This is a genomic window from Streptococcus acidominimus, from assembly GCF_001921825.1.
Taxonomy (GTDB): domain Bacteria; phylum Bacillota; class Bacilli; order Lactobacillales; family Streptococcaceae; genus Streptococcus; species Streptococcus acidominimus.
The window spans coordinates 1-20,102 of record NZ_MSJL01000001.1 but is presented as its reverse complement, the minus strand read 5'-3'; the positions used below and the strand labels follow the sequence as shown (position 1 = coordinate 20,102).

Here is a 20,102-nt window from a genome sequence, read left to right as displayed (position 1 = left end):
CGGAAAAAAGATAAATACTCCTAGAAGCAGAGACTTCTGCGTCGTATTTCCTATTTTTCAGTCGGTTTTTTAACGGCTTCACATCTTATAATTGAACTCGGGCTACAACTCGCTGACAAACCGTAGTCAAAAATTGAGTAAACTCAAAAAACATCACAGTAGGCATCTGATTGTCGCTAACACGCCAATCTAGTTGCCTTTGTGGGGGTCTCACGACGAAGCGAATCGCTTCTGTTCGGCCACCTATTTTGTCTAGGAGTTGCTTCAACAGTCTAGGAATAGACTGTTGAAGGTTGGAAATAAAACGAGTGAACTCGTGTCAAACGCCCTCATATCTTGTGTAATTGAACTCGAGCTACGAGCTGTGTAAAAAAGATAGATTTCCTCGTGTTCATGGAACACCACGTCAATCTCCTATTTTTACTTAGCTCTTCGCGTCCTCTGTATCTTAATTAAACACGCTCTAAACTCTGTGCGAAAAAGACAAATCTTCCTAGAGTTTGATAACTCTTCGTCAGATTTCCTATTTTCGCTTTGAGTTCTTAACGGGCTTTGTATCTTGTTTAACGCTCTCGTATCTTGTGTAATTGAACTCGGGCTACAACTCGCTGACAAAAAGACCAAACTCATTGATTGCAAGACAATCTGCTTCGTTTGCCTATTTTGTCTAGGAGTTGTTTAACGCCCTCATATCTTGTGTAAGCTATATTTTGAAAAAATGTTGAAAAAAGGGTATAATAGTATGGATATGCAAGAAATTGCAAGACTGTAATTCGACTTGGAACTCCAAGGACCGTTAGTAAAAATTATAAATAAAGGAGTTATCATGACTGACATAAAAATAATGGCTCTAGGCGGTGTCCGTGAGAATGGGAAAAATCTCTATATCGCTGAAGTCAATGACACGATTTTCGTCTTGGATGCTGGGCTAAAATATCCAGAAAATGAACAGCTTGGTGTAGATGTTATCGTTCCAAATTTTGAATACTTGGTGGAAAATAAGAAGCGGGTGGCAGGTGTATTCTTGACCCATGGGCATGCGGATGCGATTGGTGCCTTGCCCTATTTGCTAGAAAATGTACGGGTACCTGTTTTTGGCTCTCATTTGACCATTGAATTGGCAAAATTAGTCGTTAAACATTACAATGCGACCAAGAAGTTCAAGGATTTTCATGTCATTAACGCAGAGACAGAAATTGATTTTGGAACCTCTGTTATATCTTTCTTTAAAACGACCCACTCCATTCCGGAAAGTTTAGGGATTGTTATTAAGACGGACGAAGGAAATATCGTCTATACCGGTGATTTCAAATTCGATCAGGCTGCCGATCCTTTCTACAAGACAGATTTTAGCCGCCTAGCAGAAATAGGAAACGAAGGCGTACTAGCGCTCTTGTCCGATTCAGCCAATGCAGATAGCAACATTCAGGTTGCCAGCATGCATGAAGAAGCAGAAGAGATTTATAATACCATTGCGGATTGGGAGGGACGCGTCATAGTGGCTGCGGTTGCTAGCAATATTGTCCGTATCCAGCAAATCTTTGATGCGGCTGAAGCAACGGGTCGTCGTGTAGTGTTGACAGGCTACGATGTGGAAAATATCGTTCGCACTGCTATTCAGTTAAAAAAATTGCGTTTGGTTAGCGAACGCTTGCTGATTAAGCCGAAAGATATGCATAAGTTTGCGGATAATGAGTTGATTATCTTGGAAACGGGACGTATGGGTGAACCCCTAAACGGCTTGCGTAAGATGTCGATTGGTCGCCATCGCTATGTTGAAATCAAGGACGGAGACTTGGTCTACATTGTTACAACGCCAACGATTTCAAAAGAGGCAGTTGTGGCACGGGTGGAAAATATGATCTACCAAGCAGGTGGTGTGGTCAAATCAATCACCAAGAACCTGCGGGTGTCAGGGCATGGGAATGCGCGTGATTTGCAATTGATGTTAAATATCTTACGCCCTAAGTATCTGTTCCCAGTGCAGGGTGAATACCGCCAGCTTGATGCCCATGCACGAGCAGCGCTTGAGATTGGCGTATATCCAGAGAATATCTTTATCGTGAAACGTGGTGATGTCATGAGCTACGAACAGGGTGAATTTGTCCACAGTGGATCTGTTGTTGCAGGTGATGTCATGATTGATGGAAATGCGATTGGAGATGTCGGCAATATCGTTCTTCGTGACCGTAAGATCTTGTCAGAAGACGGCATCTTCATTGTAGCGATTACGGTCAATCGTCGTGAAAAGCGGATTATTTCAAAAGCTAAGGTCAATACGCGCGGATTTATCTATGTCAAAAAGAGCCGTGATATTTTACGCGAGGCTTCTGATTTGGCTAATAAAACGGTGGAAAATTACTTTACAAAGGATAGTTTTGACTGGACAGAGCTTAAGTCGTCTGTCCGTGATGAATTAGCAAAATACCTCTTTGATCAAACTAAGAGACGTCCAGCTATTCTACCCGTTATCATGGAAGTCAAATAGCGTCAGTATAAGCAGAAAAAGGTGGTAGCTAGTAACGAGCAAAGTAGCACCTTTTTCTATTGAAAAGGAGAAAAAACGATGGCCCTAATGAGTATTACCTATTATTCTTCTGTTATGGATCTGGATTTGTCGGTGCAGGTCTTGTACCCAGATAAGGGGCGGGTGGATAATCCTGATGATACAGATATTCCTGTCCTGTATCTTCTGCATGGAATGGGCGGACGAGATACGACTTGGTTGCGTTTGACAGCCTTGGAACGTTTGGTGCGTAAGACTAATCTGATCGTAGTCATGCCAGATACCCACAATGGCTGGTACGTTAATACCCAGTACGGCTATCCCTATTTTGATGCCTTGGCAATTGAGCTACCAGATGTCTTGAAGCGCTTCTTCCCAAACATGACAGATAAGCGAGACAAGACCTTTATTGCAGGCTTGTCTATGGGAGGCTATGGAGCCATGCATTTGGCCTTAGCCACCAACCGTTTTTCTCATGTTGCCAGCCTATCGGGAGCTCTTAGTTTTAAGGACTTTGACCCAAGAAAGGAAAGTTTGGGAAATCTCGCCTATTGGACAGGCACTTTCGGTGAGATGACAGACTGGGAAAGTCCTGAAAATCCTTATTCCCTCATCAATCTGGCTCAAAAAGCAGATAAAAAGACCAAGATGTATATCTGGTGTGGCGAGCAAGACTTTCTACTAGCTGCCAATCACTTTGCAGCTCAATCCTTTAAAGATTTAGGCTATGAGGTAGATTATCAGACAGCTCCGGGCAAACATGAATGGTACTACTGGGATAAACAGTTGGAGGTGCTTCTATCTTGGCTTCCGATCGATTTTCAACTAGAAGAACGCCTGTCTTAATAGAAGATGTGATATAGAATGCTATGATTATACTACAAGGAAATAAGATTGAGCGCGCCTTTGCAGGAGAAGTGCTCTTTGAAAATATCAACTTGCAGGTAGATGAACGAGATCGAATTGCCCTCGTAGGCAAAAATGGTGCTGGTAAGTCGACCTTGCTTAAAATTCTGGTCGGTGAAGAAGCTCCGACCAGTGGAGGAGTCAATCGGAAGAAAGACTTGTCCCTATCCTACTTAGCGCAAAATAGCCGTTTTCAATCGGAAAACACTATTTATGAGGAGATGCTGCAGGTTTTTGCTGAACTTCGCCAGACTGAAAAACGTTTGCGGGATATGGAGATGCAAATGGGCGAATTGGCAGGTCTAGAACTGAACCAGTTGATTCAGACCTATGATCAGCTATCTGAAGAATTTCGTCTAGCAGGTGGTTTCACTTATGAAGCGGATATTCGGGCGATTTTAAACGGTTTCAAGTTTGATGAGTCCATGTGGCAGATGAAGATTTCAGCCCTATCAGGTGGACAAAATACGCGTCTAGCCTTGGCTAAGATGCTACTCGAAAAGCCGGAATTATTGGTTCTTGACGAGCCGACAAACCATCTAGACATTGAAACGATTGCTTGGTTGGAAAACTATCTTGTCCATTATAAGGGAGCGCTCATCATTGTCAGCCATGACCGCTATTTCCTAGACAAGGTTGCTACCATTACGCTTGATTTGACAGCGACTTCCTTGGATCGCTATATCGGGAATTATTCGACCTTTGTCGCCTTAAAAGAGCAGAAGTTGCTAACCGAATTGCAAAACTACGAAAAGCAGCAAAAAGAAATTGCGAAGTTGGAGGACTTTGTTCAGAAAAATATTGTCCGAGCTTCAACCACTAAGCGGGCACAAGCAAGACGTAAACAATTGGAAAAAATGAACCGGTTAGACAAGCCAACCCTTGGCGAAAAATCTGCCTATATGGCCTTTCATTCAGATAAGGCTTCTGGCAATATTGTCTTGACAGTCGAGCAGGCTGCGGTGGGCTACAATGGTGAAATCCTCTCTGAACCGATTCATATTGACCAGAGAAAGCTCGACGCGATTGCGATTGTAGGGCCTAACGGTATTGGAAAAACGACCCTTTTGAAATCAATCATCGGGCAGATTCCCTTTATCAAAGGAGAAGCGAAGTTCGGTGCCAATGTTGAGGTTGGCTACTATGACCAGACCCAGTCTGCCTTGACCCCATCCAATTCTGTCTTGGAAGAAGTATGGTCTGCATTTCCGACAACCCCTGAAGTGGACATCCGCAACCGTCTGGGAGCATTTCTTTTCTCGGGTGATGACGTTAAAAAATCGATTGCCATGCTATCTGGCGGAGAAAAAGCACGGGTTTTGCTAGCAAAATTATCTATGGAAAACAATAATTTTCTGATTCTGGATGAGCCGACCAACCACTTGGATATTGATAGCAAGGAAGTCTTGGAAGACGCCTTGATACGGTATGATGGTACCCTGCTCTTTGTCAGTCATGATCGCTATTTCATCAACCGGGTCGCAACCAAGGTTCTCGAATTATCCGAAACAGGTAGCACCCTTTACTTGGGGGACTACGATTATTATCTGGAGAAAAAAGCAGAGCAGTCAGTAGGTGTCGAGGCGCTAGCGGAGCGAGTAAGAACAAGGAATCCGAGCGGGGCGAGCGACTACCAAGCGCAGAAAGAAACCCAAAAAGAGCAGCGTAAAATGGCTCGGCGAATGGAACAAATCGAAGCTGATATTGACGAGCTAGAAAATAGCTCCTCCCAGCTTCAAGAAGCGATGCTAGCGACCAATGATGTCGGAGAATTGACCGATCTCCAAAAGGAAATTGACAATCTATTGCAGCAACAGGACAAGCTCCTGCAGGAGTGGGAGGAACTGACCGAAAAGCTCGAGGCACTAGACCCTAACCCCTAACCCCTAAACTCCCCCTGTAAGTAACTAATACTTGTCAAAAATCAAATTCTGACGTCGTTCATTCACCTTGCTGAGTAAAAAGCTCCAGTGGAGGTTTTTAGCCTGTTCTCTTAAAACAAGAAAGAACGAGTGGAGCTCGTGTCGCCCAGTCTAGGAATAGACTGTTGAAGGTTGGAAATAAAACGAGTGAACTCGTGTCAAGTGTGCTCCCTTTGGGGGACATAACTGTTTCAGCTTTAGCCGGTTCTAGATTTTGGTTTTCATAGAGTACAACTAAGGGTGGAAGATATAAAAAAAATGCCTGAAACAACACTGTTTCAGGCATAATGTTTGTCTTGTCAGTTCTGTAAATATTGATACTCATTTCGTTAGCCGTAGTACTGGTGCACGGCAAGACGAGTTCACGAAGCAATAAAAGATAAAGGAAAGGCTAGATTGTTTGGTTTTTGGTTCAAACTAGACTTGTTGTAGTGTTGCTTCTAGCTTTTGTTTTTGAAGTTCCAATTCTTTCCTAGCTTCTTTCAATTCGTTCTTGATGGCAAGATGCTTGCCCATACCAATCAGGCTTGCAACAATAGCACCGAGTAAGACGGAAATCAGAATGAGAATAATCAAGGGCAGTTTGAAATATCCAAAGAGATAGCTAATCTTGACGGTTTCCATATTGGCAAGAGACAGTCCTGCAATCAGTAAAATTAAGAGCAGAACAGCGATATAGTGCAGTTTTGTTTTCATGGTATTCTCCTATTCTTCAAAGCGGGCCTTACTTTTAATGTCGCCGTATTCTTCTGGAATTTCAATAGAAAGGACTTCTTCGTAGGAAGGAAGTAGGATATCCTGTCCGTATTTATTGCGTAAGGCTGTTGTGACCAGACGGTAGGCAAGATTGGCATTGCGGGAGAGGATTGGCCCATGGAAATAGCTAGCAAAGGTATTTTTGTAGTGCATGCCCTCGCCTCCGTCTTCATTATTGTTGCCATGTCCGTAAATGGTTTTTCCCAGTGGTTTTTGATTATCCGCTAAAAAAGTCCTTCCCTGATGGTTCTCAAAGCCATAGTAAGTTTCATTAAACTCTTCATTATGAATTTTTATATCACCGATAAAGCGGTTGTTGACTTGATTGAGCGTATAATGACCGAGAATTCCCAGTCCCTCGATTTTGCGTCCGCCTGCTTCGATATAGTATTGCCCTAGGAGTTGGAAGCCGCCGCAGATGGCTAGCATGACCCCCTTGTTTTCAATAAAGGCTGAGAGGTCTTCTTTTTTTGTTGGCAAATCTTTGGCGAGGATCGACTGCTCATAGTCTTGACCACCACCGAAAAAGGCAATATCATAGAAATCCTTGTCAAATTTATCTTCGAGAGACACAATGTCAACTTGGACACCTGCTCCCAGTTTTTCAGCGACATATTTGAGCATGAGGATGTTTCCATTATCTCCATAGGTGTTCATCAAATCGCCATAGAGGTGGGCAATGTGGAGCTGATAGTGATAGTCCTTAGCAGGACTTAAAAGTGAAGTATAGACCATCTTATTTCATCTCCCTTCCAACGATTTGGCGCTGTGCGAGAATATCACGCAACTCCAGCATGGCAGTATAGGTCGCAAGGATATAGGTATGCTTGGTATCATGCGCTTCGATCAAATCAAGGATCTTCGCGATAGATTGCTCTTGGGTCATGTCCTCCACAGGAGCGCCAGCTACCCGCAATCGGCGAGCAATTTCAGAAGCGCGAATCCCACCTGCAAAGACATGTGGAATCTGCATCTGGCTCATGCGCTCAAAATCGGCATCCCAAATCCAGCTGGTATCAATCCCGTCTGCATAGTTGGCATTGAGAAGAACAGCCAGATTAAATGCATGAGGGGCTAGTTGTATCATTTCGAGAGCCTGTGTAGCTCCGACAGGATTTTTGATTAAGATGAGGGTACAGTCCTTATCACCGAGTGTGAACGTTTCCTGACGACCGAAAACAGCCTTGCTCTTATCGAAACCAGCCTTGATAATCTCGGGAGAGACCCCTAAAAACTCGGCTACACTGACCGCTGCAAGCGCGTTGTAGATATTGTAGAGCCCGCCGATATTGATCTTATATTCTTGCCCATCAATGACAAAGGTTGAGGACAGGTGGGTGATCTCTTTGAGTGCAGATAGCTTGTAGTCTAACTCAGGACGTGCAAATCCGCAAGACAGGCAGATGTAGCTACCAAGATTGGCATAGGTATTCATCTTATAGCGCAAAATGTGGTGGCAATGCGGGCAGAGAACGCCTTCAGTATTGTAGTGTGTCAATTCTGGCGCATGTTCCATAGTCGCAAATCCATAGTAGCGAATGGGATTTACAAGCGTAGTTGAGTGAAAGAGCGGACTATCTCCATTGGCAAGGATGGTAGCCGTTGGCACCTTGGCTGCACCGTCAACAATCATCTGGTAGGTCGTATAAATTTCCCCATAACGATCCATCTGGTCGCGGAAGATATTGGTAAAGACAATCAGATTAGGCTTGATAAATTCAGTTACCTTGGCAAGGCTAGCCTCATCAATTTCTAGCACCGCAATTTTTTTGCCCTTTTTATTTTTTTTAGCCGATAAAAAGGTAGCTGTAATCCCCGTCAGCATATTCGCTCCGCTAGTGTTGGTCGTGACTGCTCCAAAGGCTTCTTCTAAAATTCCCACCGTCAAGGCAGTGGTCAATGTTTTACCATTCGTTCCTGTAATTACAATGATTTCGTAGTCTTTTGCGAGACTATCTAAAATATGTTTATCAAATTGTAGGGCAATTTTTCCTGGGAGGGTTGTTCCGCGGCCTAATGTTCCGAGAATGGCTTGAGAGGCCTTACCCGCCAGAAGCCCTAAGGCTGTATTTAGTTTCATCATAGGCCTATTTTATCATAAAGCTACCGCTTTTTCTAGAATCGAAAACCATTCCGATAGGAAAATCCATGTTGGAACCTAAGCCTTTTAACTGGTGAAAGGGAGAAAAATCCCTCTGGAGTAAGACCAATCAAGAGCGTCTTTTATCAGCTTTTGATTTTAAAGATGATGAATAGTCTTTTAGGAAAATTTGTATCAAGTATGGTATAATAGGAGCAGCAAGAAATAGAAAGTATGTGAAGTGGATGCTCAATTATAGTCAATTACTTGATGTGAATTACTGGTCCAGCTTGTCAGTCAGTCCTTGGACTGCTTTGATGCACCTGGTCGATATTACCCTAGTTAGCTATCTCATCTATCGTTTTAGTAAAGCTCTAGCAGGGACTAAAATCATGACCTTGGTCCGTGGGGTCTTCCTCTTTTTATTCTTTCAGCTAATTGCAAGTCTGCTGGGTTTGCAGACCATTTCCTGGTTGATGAATCAGGTCATTACTTACGGGGTGATCGCTGGTGTAGTGATCTTTGCACCAGAGATTCGAACCAGTTTAGAAAAGCTAGGGCGGACTACCCAACTCTTTGCGCGAATCGAACTAAGTTCCGAAGAAGCCTTGATCCAAGCCTTTATCAAGGCAGCTACCTACATGGCTCCCCGGAAAATTGGCGCCTTGGTCGCGGTTGAACGCACCCAGACCTTGCGGGAATACTGCTCGACAGGTATCCCACTTGATGCGGATATTTCAAGCGAGTTACTGATCAATATTTTTATTCCTAATACCCCACTTCATGATGGAGCAGTCATTATCCAAGAAGATAAGATTGCCGTATCCTGTGCCTATTTTCCATTGACAGAGAGTGCAGGGATTTCAAAGGAGTTTGGCACTAGGCATCGGGCTGCAATCGGCCTAGCAGAAGTATCAGATGCCTTTGTCTTTATTATTTCAGAAGAAACAGGGAGCATTTCAGTAGCTTATAATGGGCTTTTCAAGCACGATCTCAGCTTGGAAGAATTTGAAAGTGAGCTTCGAATCCTATTTACCCCTGACGATGTGAAAAAGAGAAGTTGGTTAGAACGCTTGGGAGGTAAAAAAGATGAACGATAAATTAAAAAAGACAGGGCATTTACTCCTATCAGCTTTTATTGCTCTTGTGTTGTTTTTTTATGCGACTACTACCAACTATAAAAATTCGATTACAACAGCCAATACAACCAAGAAGGTGACGGAGTCAGAAACCTATACCCATACGGTTACCAATGTACCGATTGATGTCAAATATGACAATGAGCATTACTTTATATCAGGTTTTTCACCTACCGTGACAGTCTCTCTGACCGCCTCAAACAGGGTGATTTTACAAAGAGAAACGGATGAAGCAACCCGGACATTTGAAGTGACAGCAGATTTGAATGGTGCAACAAGTGGCACCCATACAGTTGATCTGGTTGCGTCTAATCTACCGACAGGGGTCAAGGCTAAATTAGTTCCTGATACGGTAACCGTGAAAATTGGAAAGAAAGTTAGTAAGGCTTACGCTGTCCAAGGCGTTATCACCAATAATCAACTGGCAGAAGGTTACAGCTTAGGAAAAGTCACTGTCAATGTATCTGCGGTAAAAGTGACGACGGATCAGGATACCATGGCTCGTGTTGATCGTGTGGAAGCAGTGGTACCAGATGCTAGTAATTTAGACGAGAATTATAGTGGAACAGCTACCTTGCAAGCTGTTGATAATCAAGGAAATGTTCTGCCTGTCGTCTTGTCACAAGACGGAGCGACCTTGCAGGCAACGATTAGCAAAACCAAATAAGAAAGAGAGTTAGAAACAATGGGAAAATATTTTGGAACAGATGGGGTGCGTGGAGAAGCCAACATTGAGCTGACACCAGAATTAGCCTTTAAATTAGGACGTTTTGGGGGCTATGTCCTCAGTCAACATGAAACGGATACACCGCGCGTATTTGTCGGACGTGATACCCGGATTTCAGGTCAAATGCTCGAAGCTGCCTTGGTGGCTGGTCTTCTTTCTGCGGGAATCCATGTCTACAAATTGGGGGTGATTGCAACTCCCGGTGTGGCTTATCTTGTTCGGACTGAAAAAGCAAGTGCAGGTGTCATGATTTCAGCCAGCCACAATCCTGCTCAAGATAATGGGATTAAATTCTTTGCGGGAGACGGCTTTAAGCTAGATGATGAGCTAGAAGCGGAGATTGAAGCCTTGCTTGATGCTGAAGAAGACGTCCTACCTCGCCCGTCTGCAGCTGGTTTGGGAGATGTGGTCGATTATCCTGAGGGGCTTCGTAAATACCAACAGTTTCTCGTTTCCACTGGTTTTGACTTAGAGGGTATGAAGGTAGCATTGGATACAGCAAATGGTGCAGCCAGCACCTCAGCCCGCCAAGTTTTTGCGGACTTGGGTGCGCAATTAGCTGTCATGGCGGAAAATCCAGATGGTCTGAATATCAATGAAGAGGTAGGGTCTACTCATCCGGAAGCCTTACAAGAATTGGTTAAAGAAAGCAACAGCCAGATTGGGCTTGCCTTTGATGGCGATAGCGATCGTCTGATTGCTGTTGATGAAAAAGGTGACTTGGTTGACGGTGACCGGATCATGTATATCATTGGGAAATACTTGGCAGACCACGGACTGCTTGCCCACAATACGATTGTGACCACAGTCATGTCTAATCTTGGATTTCACAAGGCGCTGGAGCGCGAGAGCATTGACAAAGCAGTGACGGCTGTTGGCGATCGCTACGTGGTCGAGGAAATGCGTAAATCAGGCTACAATGTGGGCGGTGAGCAATCGGGTCATGTGATCCTGATGGACTATAATACCACAGGGGACGGGCAGTTGACTGCTGTTCAGTTGACTAAAATTATGAAAGAGACAGGGAAGACCTTATCTGAATTGGCTAGCGAAGTGACCATCTACCCGCAAAAATTAGTCAATATTCGCGTTGATAACAGCATGAAAGACAAGGCTATGGACGTTGAAGCGATTGCAGACATTATTGCAAAAATGGAGAAAGAGATGGCTGGAAATGGTCGGATTCTCGTTCGTCCAAGCGGGACAGAACCCCTCTTGCGTGTCATGGCAGAAGCACCGACTGACGCAGAGGTGGACTACTATGTAGATACCATTGCAGATGTTGTGAGAGCAGAGATTGGATTAGATTAGGAGGAAATCAATGTTTTTTCTTACTTTACAGAGTAAACGATTGAACGAGGAAGTGCGCAAACAATTAAAAGCGGGACAATTAGATGAAGAGTCAGTCATCCGTATTGCAGAGGAGCTAGTGAGAGAACATAAGGCAGGTCAGCAAGCAGAGGATTTACGGACCAAGCGCCTTAAAATGGGGTTGCCGATTCTCTTCATTCTCGTGTTACTGATGAAAGTAGCTAATTTCCTACAAACAGGTAGCTCTTCAGCTGGAACTCTAGTGATACTGATAGTTCTGGTCATCGGAGCAGTGGTACTTTTTAGATGGCTGGATAGGCTGTATCTAAGGGAGTTTGTCGCTGCAACACGTAGGCATTATCCAGAACTATCAGCTCGCTATGCTGAAGAGTTCTTTAATAAAAAACAGAAATAAGGAGACGGGCAACCGTCTTTTCTTACGAGGAGTCAGATGAGTATTTTAGAAGTAAGCAATTTAAGTCATGGCTTTGGCGACCGCGCGATTTTTGAAAATGTGTCTTTTCGCCTACTAAAGGGGGAGCATATTGGCTTAGTCGGGGCAAATGGTGAGGGAAAATCAACCTTTATGTCCATTGTGACAGGGCAAATGCTACCGGATGAGGGAAAAGTAGAGTGGTCGCGCTATGTTACGGCAGGTTATTTAGACCAGCACGCCAAATTAGAAAAGGGACAATCTGTCCGTGACGTCTTACGGACTGCTTTTGATGAACTGTTTAAGACCGAAGAGCGCATCAATGAGATTTATCTGTCAATGGCAGATGAGGGGGCTGATATGGATGCCCTCATGGAAGAAGTGGGGGAGCTTCAAGATCGCTTAGAGAGCCGGGATTTTTATACTCTGGATGCCAAAATTGATGAAGTAGCCCGTGCCTTAGGGGTCATGGATTTTGGGATGGATAGTGATGTGACCGAGTTGTCAGGTGGTCAGCGTACAAAGATTTTATTAGCCAAGCTCTTGCTGGAAAAGCCTGACATTTTGTTGCTGGATGAGCCAACCAACTATCTAGATGCGGAGCATATTGAGTGGCTCAAGCGTTATTTACAGAATTACGAAAATGCCTTTGTTCTGATTTCCCATGATATTCCCTTCTTGAATGATGTGATTAATATCGTCTATCATGTGGAAAATCAGCAATTGACCCGCTACACAGGCGATTATTATCAATTCCAAGAAGTCCATGCCATGAAGCGTGCCCAGCTAGAGGCAGCCTATGAGCGCCAGCAAAAGGAAATTGCGGATCTTAAAGATTTTGTCAATCGCAATAAGGCACGGGTGGCAACCCGTAATATGGCCATGTCTCGCCAGAAAAAACTAGATAAGATGGAAATCATTGAATTACAGGCTGAAAAACCAAAGCCCTCCTTTGATTTTAAAATGGCTAGAACCCCTAGTCGCTTTATCTTCCAAACCAAGGATTTAGAAATCGGCTATGACCGGATCCTCAATCGCAATCCTCTGAACCTTACCTTTGAACGCAATAAGAAAATTGCGATTATTGGGGCGAACGGGATTGGAAAGTCAACGCTGCTGAAAAGTCTACTAGGTCTAATTCCGTCTCTCGGTGGTCAAGTTGAGCAGGGGGAGTATTTGGAAATTGGCTATTTCGAGCAGGAAGCAGCAGGTGGCAATCGACAGACACCCCTTGAAGCGGTCTGGGATGCCTTTCCTGCTCTTAATCAGGCTGAAATCCGTGCAGCCTTGGCGCGCTGTGGTTTGACCTCAAAACATATCGAAAGCCAGATTCAGGTCTTGTCTGGAGGAGAGCAAGCCAAGGTACGGTTCTGCCTCTTGATGAACCGAGAGAATAATGTCTTGATCTTAGACGAGCCGACCAATCACTTGGATGTCGAAGCCAAGGATGAACTGAGGCGGGCGCTTCAAGCCTATAAAGGCTCTATCCTTATGGTCTGCCACGAGCCTGATTTCTACCAAGGCTGGGTGGATGATATCTGGGATTTCAATGAGATGTAATACTCGTCAAAAATCAAATTCTGACGCCGTTCATTCACTTTGTTGAGTAAAAAGCTCCAGTGGAGGTTTTTAGCCTGTTTCCTTAAAACAAGAAAGAACAGAGTTCTATTTGCTTCACCAGTCTAGGAATAGACTGGTGAAGGTTGGAAATAAAACGAGTGCAACTCGTATCGGACAGTCTAGGAATAGACTGGTGAAAGTTGGAAATAAAACGAGTGCAACTCGTGTCAAGTGCGGCTCCCTTTGGGACATACCTGTTTCAGTTTTAGCCAGTTCCAGATTTTGATTTTTATAGAGTATAAGCACTAAAAAGGAGGGGGATAATCGCGATTTCAAAATCCGAATATTCCCTCCTTTCTATCTAGTCTCCTAATAGTCGCGTCTTGCTAGAGGTTCTGCAATTGCCCATTCTTCGTCTGGGAATAGACTGGTGAAGGTTGGAAACGAAGAAAACGAAGTTTTCGCCAAAAGTCGCAGGTAGTACTGGAGTTCATCTGAACTTCTATTCTATTAGTAAATATATGAAATCTCTTTCATTTTGTGTTAGAATAGTATCAATTCATACTTGAAAAGGAGCAGAAAATGACGATTGATTTTAAGGCAGAAGTTGAAAAACGCCGTGAAGACTTACTTGCTGACTTGTTCAGCCTACTTGCTATCAACTCTGAACGAGACGATAACCTAGCAGATAAGGAACACCCATTTGGACCGGGACCTGTCAAGGCACTGCACAAATTTTTGGAGATTGCAGAGCGTGACGGCTATCCGACCAAGAATGTAGACAACTATGCAGGTCATTTTGAATACGGTGATGGTGAGGAAGTACTCGGGATTTTTGCTCACATGGATGTGGTACCAGCAGGAAGTGGCTGGGATACGGATCCTTACACTCCGACTATCAAAGACGGAAAACTCTATGCGCGTGGCTCAAGTGATGACAAGGGACCGACCGTGGCTTGCTACTACGGTCTCAAGATTATCAAGGAATTGGGCTTGCCGATTTCCAAGAAAGTCCGCTTTGTTGTGGGAACAGATGAAGAATCTGGCTGGGCAGATATGGACTACTACTTCGAGCATAGCGGTGTCAAAGAGCCTGATTTTGGCTTCTCACCAGACGCAGAATTTCCAATTATCAATGGAGAGAAAGGAAATATCACAGAATATCTGCATTTCGCTGGAGAAAATAGTGGTGCAGCACGCTTGCACAGCTTTACCGGTGGTTTGCGTGAAAATATGGTACCAGAATCTGCAACAGCTCTTGTATCAGGACTGTTACCAGATTTTGCAGACAGGCTAGCAGCTTTTGCAGAAGAGCAGAAAGTGACCTTTGAATTAGCAGAAGAAGATGGTAAATTCAAGGTGACCATTATCGGAAAATCAGCCCACGGGGCATCTCCGCAGTCGGGTGTCAATGGTGCGACCTATCTCGCTCGTTTCTTGAACCAATTTGACTTTGCAGGATCAGCCAAGGACTACCTTGCCATTGCAGGGGAAATCTTATTTGAAGACCATGCAGGACAGGCACTGGGTGTGGCGCATACAGATGAGAAAATGGGAGCCTTGTCTATGAATGCAGGTGTCTTCCGCTTTGAAGAAACAGCAGCAGATAATACGATTGCGCTTAATTTCCGTTATCCAAAAGGTACGACCCCAGAAGAGATTCAAGCAGCCTTGAAGAAGCTAGCGGTAGTAGATGTGACCTTGTCAGAACAAGGCCACACACCGCACTATGTACCAATGGAAGATCCGCTCGTTGCGACCCTGTTGGATGTCTATGAACGCCAGACAGGTTTGCGTGGTCATGAACAAGTCATCGGTGGCGGAACCTTTGGTCGTCTCTTGAAGCGCGGTGTTGCCTATGGAGCAATGTTCCCGGGCTATACAGACACCATGCACCAAGCCAATGAATTTGCAGATGTCGAAGATCTGATGAGAGCGGCAGCAATTTACGCAGAAGCGATTTACGAGTTAGTGAAATAGGCCTTTGGCGAAAATAGGCGATGGGAGCTGGGCTAGAGATCCAGTTCCCTTTATCTTTACTCACGTTTATGGTCATTAGTATTATAGCCGTTTAGTTTATTTTTAGTACTAGCTCAAACAGTCTGGGGAGAGACTGTTTGAGGTGGGAAATGAAGAAAAGGAAGTTTTCGTCAAAACAGTCTGGGGAGAGACTGTTTGAGGTGGGAAATGAAGAAAACGAAGTTTTCGTTAAAAGTCGCAGGTAGTTGAAATAGTTGATAACTATTTCAAGTGACAGATAATAAAAGTGTAACTTTTCTCAATGGTACAGCAAGACGAGTTAACGAAGTAATAAAAATATAAACTAAACGACTATAAAAGCAAACGAAATAACTATAAGAACCCATCTTGTCATTGCTATTGCGTTTGCTCACTCTGTTCTTGCTGGGTAGAATCGATCCTATTTCAAAGTGGAGCGATAGATAAAGGAGAATGTATGCTAAGTATAGAAGCTATTCGCAGAGCCATTATAGCAGATCCTGCCAATCAAGCCTATACAGAAAAGGGGATTTATCCCTTGTTTCAGGCAGCACCCAATGCTAAAATCCTGATTGTCGGTCAAGCTCCGGGATGGAAGGCGCAGGAAAAAGGGCGTTTATTTGCAGACCCTAGTGGTGATCATTTGCGAGCATGGTTGGGGATTGAGCCAGCTACCTTTTATGATGCCAATCAAATCGCAATCTTACCCATGGATTTTTACTATCTGGGAAAAGGCAAGTCGGGTGATTTACCACCACGAAAGGATTTTGCAGCCAAATGGCATCCGCAGATTCTAGCCAATCTCCCAAAACTTGAACTGATTATCTTGCTTGGGCAGTATGCGCAGGGTTATTATTTGAAAGACAAGAAAAAACGAACCTTGACAGAAACTGTTCGGGCTTATGAGGAATATTTATACCCAAGGAAAATCAAAAATGGACAAGAAGACATAGTTGAAGATAGAACTGGAGTTCATCAAGACCAGCTGACAAAGTATTCTTTGGATTTTCAAAGAGTATTGCCGCGCTATTTACCGCTCGTACATCCCTCTCCCCGTAATAATATCTGGCAGGCTAGAAATCCTATCTTTAAAGAAGAAATAGTGCCTGTTCTCCAGACAATGGTTCAGAATATTCTTTCGAAACGTGAAAACTCTTACAATTAGGAAGAAAAAATGGTATACTGAAGCTAGAAAAGCAGAAAGGAAAATTTGTTATGCCTATTACCTATATAATTATTGGTGTTGCTATCTTATTAGTGATTATCCTTTTTATTCTTGGCTATGTATCTGCTAAGCCTAACGAAGCGATTGTCATTACTGGTTTAGGAAAGCCGCGTACCCTAATCGGCCGTTCAGGATTTATGATTCCATTTTTGGAAAAGCGTTCCTATATTAGCATTGAGCAATTTTCTACGGACGTTCAAACGACTGATTTTGTACCGACTTTAGACTTTATAAATGTGAAGGCTGACGCGGTGGTAAAGGTAAAAGTTGGTGTGTCTGAACCCCTCTTAAATGCAGCAGCCCAAAACTTCTTGAACTGGAAAACATCGGATATTTCCTCCTCTATTCAAGATGTTCTGGAGGGAAATCTTCGTGAGATTATCGGTCAAATGGAGCTGCGTGATATGGTAAATAATCGCCAAGCATTTGCTGAAAAAGTCCAGTCCAATGCGGCGCCTGACCTAGCAAAGATGGGGCTTGAAATCATTGCCTTTACTGTTCAATCTTTTACAGATGATAATGATGTCATTAAAAATCTCGGAATTGATAATATCGTTACCATTCAAAAGGATGCTGCAAATGCGCGTGCCAAAGCAGAGCGTGAACAGGCAGAAGTCCGTGCCCGTGAAGACCAAGCAGCGAATGACGCGCGTGTGGCAGCAGACTTGGAAATTGCGAAGAAGAAAAATGAATTGGCGATTGAGCAAGCGAATCTGAAACGCCAATCAGATGTACAGCTAGCCCAAGCCAATGCCGCTTACGGAATCGAAGAACAAGCTCAAAGGAAGGAAATTGAGCGTGCTACTGCGGAAGCAAATATTGTCAAACAACAAAAAGAAGCAGAAGTCAAAGCTGAGGAAGTAAAAGTTCGTGAGCAAGAGTTGTCTGCAACCATTCGGAAACAAGCAGAAGCAGAAAAATATGCTCGTCAACAGGCGGCAGAAGCTGACTTGATTGAACGCCAGCGCAAGGCGGAAGCCGAGTTGTATGAAACGCAACGTGAGGCTGAAGCACAAAAAGCAAGAGCAGAAGCTGCAAAATATGCAGCCGAACAAGAAGCAGCAGGGATTGAAGCTAAGGGACGTGCTGAAGCGGAAGCCATTCGCTTGAAATTAGAAGCAGAAGCTGACGGTTTGAGCAAAAAGGCAGATGCGATGGCTAAGTTTAATGATGCAGCCGTTACAGAAATGGTCGTAAATGTCCTGCCAGAAATTGCCAAAAATATTGCTACACCGCTTGAAAAAGTGGATAAGATTACGATGTATGGTGAGGGGAACGCTTCTAAACTGGTGGGCGACCTCATGACGACCATGGATAAGACAACAGAGGGACTGGGGATCAATGTGCGTGATTTGATTACAGCAACATTGACAGGACGTGCCATCTCTAATGGATTGACCACCGCGCAGGAGCTAGGAGCGTCTGGTGCAAGCCAGCCTATCCCGACTGAAGCGGTTGAGGAGCCAAAAACAGAACCAGCTGAGAATGTGGCTGTACCGTCTGCTTTAAAAGAGAAGAAAGTCCTACAAAAGGTAGTTGAAACAGATCAAACGGTGGATGCTGGCGCAACAGAAGTAGCTGACACGACAGAAACAGATTTTACCTATCGCCTAAGTAGCGATGAGAAAGACAGGGAGCTTTAACGTAAGGCTCTACAAAGGTCGTCTTTTTGGCAGGAAACATTGCAAGGAGGTCATCTTATGAAGAAAGGTGTAATATGGCTTGTCGGACTTTTGTTGCTTCCTATGATATTGTTGATACCGACCTCTTCCGTAGTTGCCCAAGTTCCTGATAGACCGCAGGAATCAACAGTAGTTGATGAGACTAATTCCCTATCACAAGAGACGATTCAAGCTATCGATAGTGAGAATCGGGCATGGAAATCAACGAGCGAACAGCTCCAAGTAGGTATCTACATGACTAGCCAGCTATCGGGTGATATCGAATCTCTAGCCAATGAGCTATTTAGAAAGTGGCAGGTCGGCTTTGCAGGGACCAATAACGGGGTGTTAGTGGTCATTGCCTTAGAAGACCGTAAATTTCGGATTGAAACCTCGGACAATGCAGCAACTGTACTGACCGATGTCACCTCAAGGCGGATTTTGGAGGATGCACGCAGTTTTTTCCGAGAAGGTGATTATAACGGCGGTGTTCGCTATATTGTGGATGCGATTGGCGATCGCTTTTATGGCACCGAGCGTGCTCAGGCACGCATGGAAGACTTTGAGGAAGAAAGTGGTGAGGAGTCATTCCAAGCCGTCATCCCTTTCATCATTGCTCTGGTTATCGTGGTAGCCATCTTCAAAGATAGTGGACGCGGAGGCAGAGGAGGTCGTGGTGGTGGAAGAAATGCTCTCCTATGGCTGCTGCTCAATGGTTCGTCAGGAAACTCTAACGGAGGCTCTCATTCCTCAGGATCTTCAGGATTCGGTGGTGGAGGCTGGTCTGGAGGCGGCGGAGGCGGTGGAGGTGCCTCATCCGGTTGGTAGGAATAAAGAAAGGAAAAGATAATGAATAAAAAATTACTCTATATTTTAATCCCTATTTTAGCGATTGTTTTTATCGCGATGGGTGCTATTGGTCAATACAATGGCTTAGTTGATAGCTATGCTGAAGTTGAAAATGCTCAAGCAAATGTTGATACACAATTGCAACGTCGTTATGACTTGATTCCAAATGTCGTAGCTTCTGTTAAGGGAGCCATGGAACATGAGACAGAGGTCTTCACAGCCATTGCTGATGCGCGTGCGAAAATCGGTTCTAGCAAGCAAGGCTCTACCGCCTATAACGAGGGGCAAAGCGAACTTGATTCTGCTGTTTCTCGCCTCTTGGTCTTAACAGAAAATTATCCGCAGCTCAATTCCAACCAGCAAGTATCTGACTTGATTACAGAATTGGAAGGAACAGAAAATCGTCTCTTGGTTGCACGCAAGGATTATAATACTGTTGCGACAGCCTACAATAAAAAAATCAAACGATTCCCAACCAGCCTCTACGCTGGAATCTTTGGCTATGAAAAAGTGGACCTATTCCAAGCCACCTCTGATGCCGCAACAACTGTCCCAAGTGTCAATTTGGGAGATAAATAGAACAGCAGAACACCTTGAACGTCTATGATATGTTCCAGGTGTTTTTTGAGCCCAATTTGATAGGTATATTTCATAAGCTAGTACATTTCAGGACTAACATCTTTAACAGTCTATTCTTTGAACCTAGAAGTTCAGGAGTGAGGAAAAATCAAACTCTTTTTCAATTGAACTGCTCCCTGTCAAGTAGACAGTCAAATAATAAAAGATATTAAGCAACCTGATTCCTGAATTCCCAAGGGGTCAGGTTGTTTAATTTAGTTTGATAACGTTGTGTATTGTAAAACTGGATATAGCTTTCCACATCTGCGACTAGCTCCTCATAGGTCTTGTATTTCTTGAGATGATAAGACTCTGTCTTGAAATGCCCAAAGAAACTTTCAATTGGTGCATTGTCGATACATTTCCCAACTCGTGACATGGATAGAGTGATGCCAGCCTGTGTTGTAAAAT

General features: G+C 44.0%; 16 protein-coding genes and 1 pseudogene. 13 read left to right on the top strand and 4 right to left on the bottom strand.

The features are described from left to right. Positions 1–826 precede the first annotated feature (826 nt). The 3 genes from BU200_RS00085 to BU200_RS00075 all read left to right on the top strand — a co-directional run bounded on the left by BU200_RS00085 (position 827) and on the right by BU200_RS00075 (position 5,295). Positions 827–2,488, top strand: a complete 1,662-nt coding sequence (locus BU200_RS00085) for a ribonuclease J (protein WP_075098204.1) — start codon at positions 827–829, stop codon at positions 2,486–2,488. A 78-nt stretch (positions 2,489–2,566) separates the two neighbouring features. After that, positions 2,567–3,352, top strand: a complete 786-nt coding sequence (locus tag BU200_RS00080; protein ID WP_075098203.1) for an alpha/beta hydrolase — start codon at positions 2,567–2,569, stop codon at positions 3,350–3,352. 23 nt (positions 3,353–3,375) lie between these two features. Further along, positions 3,376–5,295, top strand: a complete 1,920-nt coding sequence (locus BU200_RS00075; protein ID WP_075098202.1) for an ABC-F family ATP-binding cassette domain-containing protein — start codon at positions 3,376–3,378, stop codon at positions 5,293–5,295. A gap of 456 nt (positions 5,296–5,751) precedes the next feature. Here BU200_RS00075 and BU200_RS00070 read toward each other — a convergent pair whose 3' ends face one another. The 3 genes from BU200_RS00070 to murT are packed head-to-tail and all read right to left on the bottom strand — an operon-like array spanning position 5,752 to position 8,170. Continuing rightward, complete coding sequence (locus BU200_RS00070) at positions 5,752–6,030, bottom strand: LapA family protein (protein ID WP_075098201.1); 279 nt, start codon at positions 6,028–6,030, stop codon at positions 5,752–5,754. A 9-nt stretch (positions 6,031–6,039) separates the two neighbouring features. Further along, complete coding sequence (gatD, locus tag BU200_RS00065) at positions 6,040–6,825, bottom strand: lipid II isoglutaminyl synthase subunit GatD (protein WP_075098200.1); 786 nt, start codon at positions 6,823–6,825, stop codon at positions 6,040–6,042. 1 nt (position 6,826) lies between these two features. Then, positions 6,827–8,170 (bottom strand): lipid II isoglutaminyl synthase subunit MurT, encoded by a 1,344-nt coding sequence (murT, locus tag BU200_RS00060; RefSeq protein ID WP_075098199.1) that lies wholly within the window; start codon positions 8,168–8,170, stop codon positions 6,827–6,829. Positions 8,171–8,415: 245 nt separating this feature from the next. Between murT and cdaA the strand changes: the two genes are divergently transcribed. From cdaA to BU200_RS00010, 10 genes and pseudogenes are all read left to right on the top strand, one after another. Further along, positions 8,416–9,270 carry a diadenylate cyclase CdaA gene (gene cdaA / locus BU200_RS00055; protein ID WP_075098198.1) on the top strand — a complete coding sequence of 285 codons (855 nt, stop codon included), beginning with the start codon at positions 8,416–8,418 and terminating at the stop codon, positions 9,268–9,270. Further along, the gene (locus BU200_RS00050) at positions 9,260–9,976 is read left to right on the top strand and encodes a CdaR family protein (protein ID WP_075098197.1); all 717 of its coding nucleotides are present in this window, start codon (positions 9,260–9,262) and stop codon (positions 9,974–9,976) included. The genes cdaA and BU200_RS00050 overlap by 11 nt, the downstream gene beginning before the upstream one ends. An 18-nt stretch (positions 9,977–9,994) precedes the next feature. After that, entirely contained in the window at positions 9,995–11,347 is a 1,353-nt protein-coding gene (gene glmM / locus BU200_RS00045) for a phosphoglucosamine mutase (protein WP_075098196.1), read from the top strand. A 10-nt stretch (positions 11,348–11,357) separates the two neighbouring features. Continuing rightward, complete coding sequence (locus tag BU200_RS00040) at positions 11,358–11,762, top strand: hypothetical protein (RefSeq protein WP_075098195.1); 405 nt, start codon at positions 11,358–11,360, stop codon at positions 11,760–11,762. Between the two features lie 36 nt (positions 11,763–11,798). Next, on the top strand, positions 11,799–13,340 hold the full coding sequence (locus BU200_RS00035) for an ABC-F family ATP-binding cassette domain-containing protein (RefSeq protein WP_075098194.1): 1,542 nt from the start codon (positions 11,799–11,801) through the stop codon (positions 13,338–13,340). A gap of 582 nt (positions 13,341–13,922) precedes the next feature. Further along, positions 13,923–15,320 (top strand): dipeptidase PepV, encoded by a 1,398-nt coding sequence (gene pepV / locus BU200_RS00030; RefSeq protein WP_075098193.1) that lies wholly within the window; start codon positions 13,923–13,925, stop codon positions 15,318–15,320. Between the two features lie 475 nt (positions 15,321–15,795). Beyond that, positions 15,796–16,503, top strand: a complete 708-nt coding sequence (locus BU200_RS00025; RefSeq protein ID WP_075098192.1) for a uracil-DNA glycosylase family protein — start codon at positions 15,796–15,798, stop codon at positions 16,501–16,503. A gap of 50 nt (positions 16,504–16,553) precedes the next feature. Continuing rightward, a pseudogene (locus tag BU200_RS00020) lies at positions 16,554–17,975 on the top strand (flotillin family protein); the annotation flags it as partial. 288 nt (positions 17,976–18,263) lie between these two features. Further along, positions 18,264–19,052, top strand: coding sequence for a TPM domain-containing protein (locus BU200_RS00015; protein ID WP_075098191.1), 789 nt, complete (start codon positions 18,264–18,266; stop codon positions 19,050–19,052). Between the two features lie 21 nt (positions 19,053–19,073). Further along, positions 19,074–19,652, top strand: coding sequence for a LemA family protein (locus BU200_RS00010; RefSeq protein WP_075098190.1), 579 nt, complete (start codon positions 19,074–19,076; stop codon positions 19,650–19,652). A 208-nt stretch (positions 19,653–19,860) separates the two neighbouring features. On the opposite strand, the gene BU200_RS00005 is transcribed toward BU200_RS00010, so the two are convergent. Further along, positions 19,861–20,102, bottom strand: a 242-nt coding sequence (locus BU200_RS00005) for an IS3 family transposase (RefSeq protein ID WP_142237004.1), incomplete at its 5' end; no start/stop codon positions are given.

What these genes read in the sequence shown, in the direction of transcription:
- BU200_RS00085 (WP_075098204.1), top strand. Translation starts at nt 827, where the DNA reads ATGACTGACATAAAAATAATGGCTCTAGGCGGTGTCCGTGAGAATGGG.
- BU200_RS00080 (WP_075098203.1), top strand. Translation starts at nt 2,567, where the DNA reads ATGGCCCTAATGAGTATTACCTATTATTCTTCTGTTATGGATCTGGAT.
- BU200_RS00075 (WP_075098202.1), top strand. Translation starts at nt 3,376, where the DNA reads ATGATTATACTACAAGGAAATAAGATTGAGCGCGCCTTTGCAGGAGAA.
- BU200_RS00070 (WP_075098201.1), bottom strand. Translation starts at nt 6,030, where the DNA reads ATGAAAACAAAACTGCACTATATCGCTGTTCTGCTCTTAATTTTACTG.
- gatD (WP_075098200.1), bottom strand. Translation starts at nt 6,825, where the DNA reads ATGGTCTATACTTCACTTTTAAGTCCTGCTAAGGACTATCACTATCAG.
- murT (WP_075098199.1), bottom strand. Translation starts at nt 8,170, where the DNA reads ATGAAACTAAATACAGCCTTAGGGCTTCTGGCGGGTAAGGCCTCTCAA.
- cdaA (WP_075098198.1), top strand. Translation starts at nt 8,416, where the DNA reads ATGCTCAATTATAGTCAATTACTTGATGTGAATTACTGGTCCAGCTTG.
- BU200_RS00050 (WP_075098197.1), top strand. Translation starts at nt 9,260, where the DNA reads ATGAACGATAAATTAAAAAAGACAGGGCATTTACTCCTATCAGCTTTT.
- glmM (WP_075098196.1), top strand. Translation starts at nt 9,995, where the DNA reads ATGGGAAAATATTTTGGAACAGATGGGGTGCGTGGAGAAGCCAACATT.
- BU200_RS00040 (WP_075098195.1), top strand. Translation starts at nt 11,358, where the DNA reads ATGTTTTTTCTTACTTTACAGAGTAAACGATTGAACGAGGAAGTGCGC.
- BU200_RS00035 (WP_075098194.1), top strand. Translation starts at nt 11,799, where the DNA reads ATGAGTATTTTAGAAGTAAGCAATTTAAGTCATGGCTTTGGCGACCGC.
- pepV (WP_075098193.1), top strand. Translation starts at nt 13,923, where the DNA reads ATGACGATTGATTTTAAGGCAGAAGTTGAAAAACGCCGTGAAGACTTA.
- BU200_RS00025 (WP_075098192.1), top strand. Translation starts at nt 15,796, where the DNA reads ATGCTAAGTATAGAAGCTATTCGCAGAGCCATTATAGCAGATCCTGCC.
- BU200_RS00015 (WP_075098191.1), top strand. Translation starts at nt 18,264, where the DNA reads ATGAAGAAAGGTGTAATATGGCTTGTCGGACTTTTGTTGCTTCCTATG.
- BU200_RS00010 (WP_075098190.1), top strand. Translation starts at nt 19,074, where the DNA reads ATGAATAAAAAATTACTCTATATTTTAATCCCTATTTTAGCGATTGTT.